The sequence below is a fragment of the Streptomyces carpinensis genome (assembly GCF_002154505.1).
In the GTDB taxonomy this organism is placed as follows: domain Bacteria; phylum Actinomycetota; class Actinomycetes; order Streptomycetales; family Streptomycetaceae; genus Streptomyces; species Streptomyces carpinensis.
Genome location: NZ_MUBM01000487.1, coordinates 1 through 7,499, shown reverse-complemented (window position 1 = coordinate 7,499; position 7,499 = coordinate 1). Strand labels below are relative to the sequence as shown.

Annotated in this window: 9 protein-coding genes; 8 read left to right on the top strand and 1 reads right to left on the bottom strand. The window is 72.5% G+C overall.

Annotated features, from left to right (window positions below):
• Nucleotides 1–651: alcohol dehydrogenase catalytic domain-containing protein (locus BZY54_RS44250; protein WP_086731010.1), on the bottom strand; the 651-nt coding region annotated here is incomplete at its 3' end.
• A gap of 191 nt (nucleotides 652–842) precedes the next feature.
• Between BZY54_RS44250 and BZY54_RS44245 the strand changes: the two genes are divergently transcribed.
• The 8 genes from BZY54_RS44245 (at nucleotide 843) to hcaB (ending at nucleotide 7,339) form a co-directional block, all read left to right on the top strand.
• Nucleotides 843–1,025 (top strand): hypothetical protein, encoded by a 183-nt coding sequence (locus BZY54_RS44245; RefSeq protein ID WP_086731009.1) that lies wholly within the window; start codon nucleotides 843–845, stop codon nucleotides 1,023–1,025.
• 16 nt (nucleotides 1,026–1,041) lie between these two features.
• Nucleotides 1,042–1,959, top strand: a complete 918-nt coding sequence (locus BZY54_RS44240) for a VOC family protein (RefSeq protein ID WP_086731008.1) — start codon at nucleotides 1,042–1,044, stop codon at nucleotides 1,957–1,959.
• Nucleotides 1,956–3,287, top strand: a complete 1,332-nt coding sequence (locus BZY54_RS44235) for an aromatic ring-hydroxylating dioxygenase subunit alpha (RefSeq protein ID WP_086731007.1) — start codon at nucleotides 1,956–1,958, stop codon at nucleotides 3,285–3,287. The genes BZY54_RS44240 and BZY54_RS44235 overlap by 4 nt, the downstream gene beginning before the upstream one ends.
• Nucleotides 3,284–3,628, top strand: a complete 345-nt coding sequence (locus BZY54_RS44230) for a bifunctional 3-phenylpropionate/cinnamic acid dioxygenase ferredoxin subunit (protein ID WP_086731006.1) — start codon at nucleotides 3,284–3,286, stop codon at nucleotides 3,626–3,628. Before BZY54_RS44235 ends, BZY54_RS44230 begins: the two co-directional genes overlap by 4 nt.
• Nucleotides 3,628–4,836, top strand: coding sequence for an NAD(P)/FAD-dependent oxidoreductase (locus BZY54_RS44225; RefSeq protein ID WP_086731005.1), 1,209 nt, complete (start codon nucleotides 3,628–3,630; stop codon nucleotides 4,834–4,836). Before BZY54_RS44230 ends, BZY54_RS44225 begins: the two co-directional genes overlap by 1 nt.
• Before the next feature lie 212 nt (nucleotides 4,837–5,048).
• On the top strand, nucleotides 5,049–5,612 hold the full coding sequence (locus BZY54_RS44220; RefSeq protein WP_086731004.1) for a 3-phenylpropionate/cinnamic acid dioxygenase subunit beta: 564 nt from the start codon (nucleotides 5,049–5,051) through the stop codon (nucleotides 5,610–5,612).
• Nucleotides 5,613–5,626: 14 nt separating this feature from the next.
• Nucleotides 5,627–6,484, top strand: a complete 858-nt coding sequence (locus BZY54_RS44215) for an alpha/beta fold hydrolase (RefSeq protein ID WP_086731003.1) — start codon at nucleotides 5,627–5,629, stop codon at nucleotides 6,482–6,484.
• Nucleotides 6,485–6,487: 3 nt separating this feature from the next.
• Complete coding sequence (gene hcaB / locus BZY54_RS44210) at nucleotides 6,488–7,339, top strand: 3-(cis-5,6-dihydroxycyclohexa-1,3-dien-1-yl)propanoate dehydrogenase (RefSeq protein ID WP_086731002.1); 852 nt, start codon at nucleotides 6,488–6,490, stop codon at nucleotides 7,337–7,339.
• Nucleotides 7,340–7,499: the final 160 nt, after the last annotated feature.

Genomic DNA, 7,499 nt, shown 5'->3' with positions numbered 1-7,499 from the left:
GTCCACCTTCGCGGGCAGGCGGGTGCCGGACGGCACCGCCTCGTTCGCTCCCAGCTCACGCGCGGCGGCCAGTTTGGCCTCGGAGCGGCTGGTGGCGTACACGGTGGCCCCGGCCGCCCGCGCCAGCGCGATGGCGGCCGAGGCGACGCCGCCACCCGCACCCTGCACCAGGACCCGGTCGCCGGGACGGATCCGGGCCTGGGTGAAAAGCATCCGGTAGGCGGTGAGCCATGCGACCGGCAGGCAGGCGGCCTCCTCGAAGGACAGGAAGGCGGGCTTGGGAACCAGATTGCGCCGGGGCACGCACAGCAGCTCGGCGAACGCCCCGTCGTGCCGTTCGGACAGCAGCGCCCGGCCCGGGTCCAGGGTCTCGTCGCCGCCCCCGGCCGAGGGGTCGCCGATCACCGGGTGGACGACGACCGCATTGCCGTCCTCGTCGACGCCGGCCGCGTCGCAGCCCAGCACCATGGGCAGCCGCTCGGCCGGGTGCCCGACGCCGCGCAGGGTCCAGATGTCGTGGTGGTTGAGGGCGGCGGCGTGCACCCGCACCAGGGCCCAGCCGGGCGGAACCGTCGGCTTGGGCACCTCGCGCAGCTCCAGACCGCTCAGCGGGTCGTCCGGATCCTGGCGCACGGCCACGGCAGCAAGCATGCAGTCCTCCTCGGCGGGTCGGGTGGTACCGGTGCCCGACGATCCCGGCGGTCACCGCCAGGCGCCAGCGGCCGTGCCGTGGCACGGCACGACCGTCCGCAGGGACGGCGGGGGAAAGGTGAGGCAGTCGCGTTCCGCAGTGCGGCACATGCGCTGGGCCGCGTCCCGCGGCACGGGGTCTCCTGTTGCACATGCGGCACCACGACACCGGCACGACCGCCGTGGACATCCCGGTGTCGCCCCCTCCGAACGCCCTCGCCGCACTGCTCCGCGGTGCCGAGGCCGGCCGCCGCCCGAAGGCGCCGTCCACCGAGCCGCGTCCGGGCCCGCGCCACCACCCGACGCACCGGCCGCAGCGGCCCGTACACCACTAGTCAGAAGGAATACGCGATGCAACTGAGCGGACTGGGGTACTTCGGACTCCGCACTCAGCGGATCGACCAGTGGCGCACCTTCGCCGAGGGCGTCCTGGGCGTGCGGACCCGGACCACCGAGGACGGTCTGCGGCTGCGCCTGGACGAGCGCGACTGGCGGATCGCCCTCCACGAGAGCGACACGGAGGAGTTCGCCTACGTCGGCTGGGAGCTGCCCGGCCCGGCCGAACTGGACGCCGCCGCGGCGGAGCTGGAGGCCGCCGGTGTCGCGGTCGAGTACGCCGACGACGAGCTGCTGCACCGGCGCGACGTGCTCGGCCTCGTCCACCTTCAGGACCCGAACGGCATCCGCATCGAACTGTTCCACGGCGCCCGCACCGCGACCACGCCGTTCGTCTCCCCCACGGGCGCCCGGTTCGTCACGGGCGACCAGGGCCTGGGCCACGTGGTGTTCAACGTGGACGACTACGATGCCACGTTCCGCTTCTACACCGAGCTGCTCGGCTTCGAGGTCAGCGACTTCTGCGACCTGGGACGCAAGCGGATCGCCTTCCTGCACACCAACCCGCGCCACCACAGCCTGGCCTTCGCCGGCCTGGTCGTCGATCCCGAGCGCAAGCCCAAGAAGGACATCGACCCCGGCGAGCTGTTCCACTTCATGCTCGAGGTCGACGACTACGACACCGTCGGCCACGCGTACGACCGGTGCCTGGACGGCGGCGCGCCCATCGCGCTGACGATCGGCCGGCACAGCAACGACAAGATGCTGTCCTTCTACGCGATCACACCGTCGGGCTTCGAGGTCGAGTACGGCTACGGAGCGATCACGGTGTCCGACCCGTGGGTCGCCACCCGCGTCGACGGTACCAGCCTGTGGGGCCACCACCGCCCGCCGAAGCCGGCGCGGAACGCCGAGGAAGGAGACCGGTCGTGACCCTCTCCCGCACCCCCGAGCCGTCCGCCGACGTCAGCGGGTACTTCGACCTCGAGCGCGGTCTGGTCGACCGCACCATCTTCAGCGACGGCGCGCTCTACCGGCAGGAGCTGCGCCGGATCTTCGCACCCAGCTGGCTGTTCCTGGCCCACGAGAGCCAGTTCAAGAAGCCGGGCGACTTCTTCACCACCTTCATGGGCGAGGACCCGGTGATCGTCACCATGGGCCGCGACCGCAGGCTGCGGGCCTTCCTCAACGCCTGCCGTCACCGCGGCATGCGGGTCTGCCGCGCCGACGCCGGCGCCACCAAGGCGTTCACCTGCAGCTACCACGGCTGGTCGTACGACACCTCCGGCAAGCTGATCAACGTCCCCAACGGGGAGGACTACCCCGGCCACTTCGAGCAGGACAAGTGGGGCCTGATCGAGGTCGCCCAGCTGGACACCTACAAGGGCCTGGTCTTCGCGACCTGGAGCCCCGAGGCCCCGCCGCTGCGCGAGGCCCTCGGCGATATGACCTGGTACATGGACGCGATGCTCGACCGCGACCCGGAGGGCACCGAGGTCGTCGGCGGCGTCCACAAGTGGGTGCTGGAGGGCAACTGGAAGCTCGCCGCCGAGCAGTTCGCCTCCGACTGGTACCACGTCAACATCTCGCACGCCTCCGCGCTCATGGTGCTCTCGCCCACCGGCAAGGGCCCCAAGAAGGACATCGTGCAGACCCCCGGCCGGCAGTACACCGACCCGCTGGGCCACGGTGCCGGCTTCCCGACCCACCCCAAGAGCCGCTTCGACGACCGCGTGGTGCACGAGTACTACGACTACGACGCGCTGCGCGAGCGGCTGGGCGACGCCCGGGTCGAGGGCCCGACGACCACCGGCCACGCCACCATCTTCCCCAACTTCTCCTATCTGCCGGTCAACGGCAGCATCCGCGTCTGGCACCCCAAGGGCCCGGACAAGATGGAGGTCTGGGCCTGGGCCCTCGTCGACAAGTCGATGCCCGACGAGGTCAAGAACGCCCAGCGCCTGTACAACCTGCGCACCTTCGGACCCACCGGCATCTTCGAGCAGGACGACGGCGAGAACTGGAGCGAGTGCCAGGCCACCGCGGGCGGCTTCGTCGCCGGCGGCATGACCCTCAACTACCAGATGGGCCTCGGCCTGGAGGCCCAGGACGGCGTCCACCCCGGAACCACCGGACGCCTCTACTCCGACGGCGCGGCCCGCGGCTTCTACACCCGCTGGCGCGACCTGATGAACACCCCCGCCTGGCACGAGCAGCCCAAGGCCGCCGAGAGCCGGACCGCCGAGGAGGACCCCCGATGAGCACCACCAGCACCGGTATCCGCGTAGCCGCCGAAGGCGACATCCCCGAGGGCGAGGCCCTGGCCGTCCCGGCCGGTGTCACCGGCCACACCGACGCCATCGCCGTCTTCAACGACGAGGGCACGTACTACGCCCTCGACGACACCTGCTCGCACGGTCAGGCCTCCCTGGCCGAGGGCTGGGTCGAGGGCGGCGAGGTCGAGTGCCCGCTGCACAGCGCACGCTTCTGCCTGCGCACCGGCAAGCCCCAGTGCATGCCCGCCACCGACGCCGTGCGCAGCCACCGGGTCGAGGTCCGCGACGGCGAGATCTTCGTCCACCCCGGGCAGGAGGCCGCCTGATGAAGCGGATCGCTGTCGTCGGGGCCGGGCTGGCCGCCGTCTCCACCTGCGACGCCCTGCGTACGCAGGGCTACGACGGCGAGCTGGTGCTGTTCTCCGCCGAGGAGGGCCTGCCGTACGACCGTCCGCCGCTCAGCAAGGACGTGCTGCTCGGCAAGGCCCGCCGCGAGGACGTCCTGCTGCGCCCCGCCGACTGGTACGAGCAGCGGGGTGTGGAGCTGTGGCCCGGCGCCGCCGTCACGGCCATCCACCCCGAGCAGGGCACCGTGGAGCTCGCCGGCGGCTCGGCCGTCGGTGCCGAGCGGATCGTGCTCGCCACCGGCGGCACGCCGCGCGCCCTGCCGGTGCCGGGCGGTGACGACCCGTCCGTGCACCTGCTGCGCACCTGGGAGGAGTCCGAGCGGCTGCGCGAACGGCTGCTGCCCGGGGCCCGGGTGGTCGTGGTCGGCGCCGGGCTGATCGGCGCCGAGACCGCTGCCGTCGCCGTGGCGCTGGGCTGCCGGGTCACCCTGGTCGACCCGGTCGCGGTGCCGCTGACCGCCGCCGTCGGCCCGGAGATCGCCGAGGTCCTGCACCGCCGCCACGCGGAGGAGGGCATCGAGGTGGTCACCGGCGGCGTCGAGCGGATCGAGCGCGCCGAGGGCTCCGAGGAGGTGTCCGTGCACATCTCGGGCCGCCCTGTGCCGTTGGCTGCCGACACGGTTGTGGTCGGCATCGGCATCCGGCCCGGCACCGCCCTCGCCGAGGCGGCCGGCCTCACCGTCGACAACGGCGTCGTCGTGGACGCCGCCCAGCGCACCTCCCACCCCCATGTCTTCGCCGTCGGCGACGTCGCCCGCCAGGACGGCCACCGGCGCCACGAGCACTGGGAGGCCGCCCAGCAGGACGGTGAGGCCGCGGCCGCCGGGCTGCTCGGCAAGCCGATGCCGCAGCGGCCCGCGCAGTGGTTCTGGTCCGACCGCCACGGTTCGCGTCTCGAGGCGGTCGGCTCCATGGCCGACGCCGGGCGGACCGTGCTGCGCGGAGTCCCCGGCGGCGGTCCCTGCACCGTCTTCGGCCTGCGCGGCGACCGCCTGGTGGCCGCCGCCGCGATCGACCGGGTCCGCGACATCAAGGCCGCCCGCCGGCTGATCGACCGAGGGGTGGCGGTGGACGCCGCTCGCCTGGCAGACGAGACCACCGACCTGCGCACCCTGCTGCGCGGCTGACCGCACGGCCCGCATCACCCGGCCGACCGGCCCGTGCGGGCCGCCGACCACCCACGACGACCGCGGCGGCCCCGACGCCGGCGCTCGTCACCACCGCGCGCCCGGTGTGCCGAGGAACGGCACACCGGCTCCCCGCCCTCGCCGCATCGCGATGGGATGTCCCCAGCCACCGCCGGATGTCCCGGGCAGCGCGGCCCCGCAAGGAGTACCCGATGAGCACTCACACCGAGGAGCCCACGGCCGTCGCGTACGGCGCACCGGCCCTGGAAGACGCCCTGCTGCACTTCGAGGTGCAGCGCTTCTACAGCCTGGAGGCGCAGCTGCTGGACCAGCACCGGTACGCCGACTGGCTGGAGCTCTTCGCCGACGACCTGCACTACTGGGCGCCGGTGCGCACCAATCGTCTGCGCCGCCAGCAGAGCCTCGCCGACGGAGCGCCCGGGGAAGTGGCGATCTTCGACGAGACCAAGGCGAGCCTGGCGTGGCGCATCCGGCGCTTCGACTCCGGCATGGCCTGGGCCGAGGACCCGCCCTCGCGCACCCGCCACCTGATCACCAACGTCGTGGTGCGCCCGGACGACGAGTCCGGGCAGTACGTCGCCGAGTCGGCCTTCCTCTGCTACCGCAACCGCCTGGAGCGCGAGGTCGACATCTACGCGGGCGGCCGCACCGACGTCCTCCGGCGTGACGCGGACAAAGGCCTGCTGGTCGCCCGCCGCACCATCCTGCTCGACCAGAACGTCCTGCTCGCCAAGAACATCAGCACCTTCCTGTGAACCGGAGCTCCCACGTGACCCCTGAAGAGCCGAAGCTCATCGAGCACACCGTGCAGACCACCCTCGGCCCGATCGCGGTCAGCGAGACCGGCCAGGGCCCGGTGCTGGTCATGCTGCACGGCGGCGGCCCCGGCGCCAGCGGGGTGGCCAACTACCACCAGAACCTCCCCGCCCTGGCCCCGTACTTCCGCGTGCTCCTGCCCGACCAGCCCGGCTTCGGAGGCAGCTACCGCCCCACCGAGGCCGACCTCGGCGCCCGCAGCATCACCGAGATCACCGTCGACGCCCTGCTGCAGGCCCTGGACGCCCTGGGCATCGACCGCTTCCACCTGCTGGGCAACAGCCTCGGCGGCGCGGCGGCCATCGCCACCGCCCTGGCCGCACCGGAGCGGGTGGAGAAGCTGGTCCTGATGGCACCGGGCGGCGGATGGCTGCCCTTCGGGCCCACCCCGACCGAGGGCCAGGAGGCGATGTTCCGCTACTACAACGGCGAAGGCCCCACGGTGAAGAAGATGCGCGACTTCATCCGCGTCATGACCGCCGAGCCGGGGCGCTGGGAGGACACCGTCCAGGCCCGGTACGAGGCCTCCCTCGACGAGTCCCACATCGCCTTCTACCACCGCTACAACGCCGCCTTCGCCAAGCGCCACGGCATGGACCCGCTCTGGCGCGACGTCCACAAGATCAAGAACCCGACCCTGCTGCTGTGGGGCCGCGACGACCGCACCATCACACTGGATGGCGCCCAGCTCATGCTCAAGCAGATCCGCGACGTACAGCTCCACGTCTTCGGCGGCTGCGGCCACTGGGTCCAGCTCGAGAGGCAGGCCGAGTTCGAGCGCCTGGTCACCGACTTCCTGCAGGAGGACTGAGCCGTGGCCCCCACCGCGAACAGCGGATGGCTCGAGGGCGACGTCGCCCTGATCACCGGCGGAGCGTCCGGCCTCGGCCGGGCCGTCGCCCTGCGCTACCTCGCCGAGGGGGCCAGCGTCGCCGTCATGGACCGCGACCGCGGCCGGCTGGACGCGGTCGTGTCCGCGGCAGGCGAACACGTCGACCGCGTCCTGCCCGTGCCCGGCGACGTGCGCTCCCCGGACGACCTCCACGCGGCCGTCGCGTCCGCCGTCGACCGGTTCGGCAAACTCGACATCCTCGTGCCCAACGCGGGAATCTGGGACTACCACCGCAGCGTCACGCGGCTCACCGGCCACGAGCTGGCCGCGGCCTTCGACGAGATCTTCGCCGTGAACGTCAAGGGCTACCTCCTCGCCGTCGAGGCCGCGTGGCGGGAACTGGTGGCCACCCGTGGCAGCATCATCATGACCTTGTCGAACTCCTCGTTCCACACCAATGGCGGCGGCCCGGTGTACACCGCCAGCAAGCACGCCTGCCTCGGGCTGGTGCGCGAGTTCGCCTACGAACTCGCCCCCAAGGTCCGCGTCAACGGCGTCGCCTGCGGCGGCATGCGCACCCAGCTGCGCGGCCCGGAGAGCCTGGGCCTGGAAGGAAGGTCGATCGCGGACTCCTTCGCCCGCAGCGAGGCCGCCGGAGAGCGGCCGCACGTCCCGCTGTACGACGCCGGCGTCGAACCGGAGGACTTCACCGGTACCTACGTCCTGCTCGCCTCCCGCCGGAACAGCAGCAACATCACCGGCGCGGTCGTTCCCGTGGACGGCGGCATCGCCGTGCGCGGCTTCCGCACCTCAGCCGGCGGCGCCGACCTCTGAGCGCCCGCGCCCCCGTCCACCGAGCCACATGCCGACAGCCATCGAAGGAGCCGCCATGGCCAGCGTCGACATCAGCCCCGCCGCCGCCATCCACCGCAGAGCGCGCTACGCCGGCGAGGCCACCGCCATCGTCTATGAGGGCAGGGAGATCTCCGCGGCC

Bases quoted from the DNA above. Each gene is read 5' to 3' on its own strand.
- BZY54_RS44220 (WP_086731004.1), top strand. From the start codon at position 5,049: ATGAGCACTCACACCGAGGAGCCCACGGCCGTCGCGTACGGCGCACCG.
- BZY54_RS44245 (WP_086731009.1), top strand. From the start codon at position 843: ATGCGGCACCACGACACCGGCACGACCGCCGTGGACATCCCGGTGTCG.
- BZY54_RS44240 (WP_086731008.1), top strand. From the start codon at position 1,042: ATGCAACTGAGCGGACTGGGGTACTTCGGACTCCGCACTCAGCGGATC.
- BZY54_RS44225 (WP_086731005.1), top strand. From the start codon at position 3,628: ATGAAGCGGATCGCTGTCGTCGGGGCCGGGCTGGCCGCCGTCTCCACC.
- BZY54_RS44230 (WP_086731006.1), top strand. From the start codon at position 3,284: ATGAGCACCACCAGCACCGGTATCCGCGTAGCCGCCGAAGGCGACATC.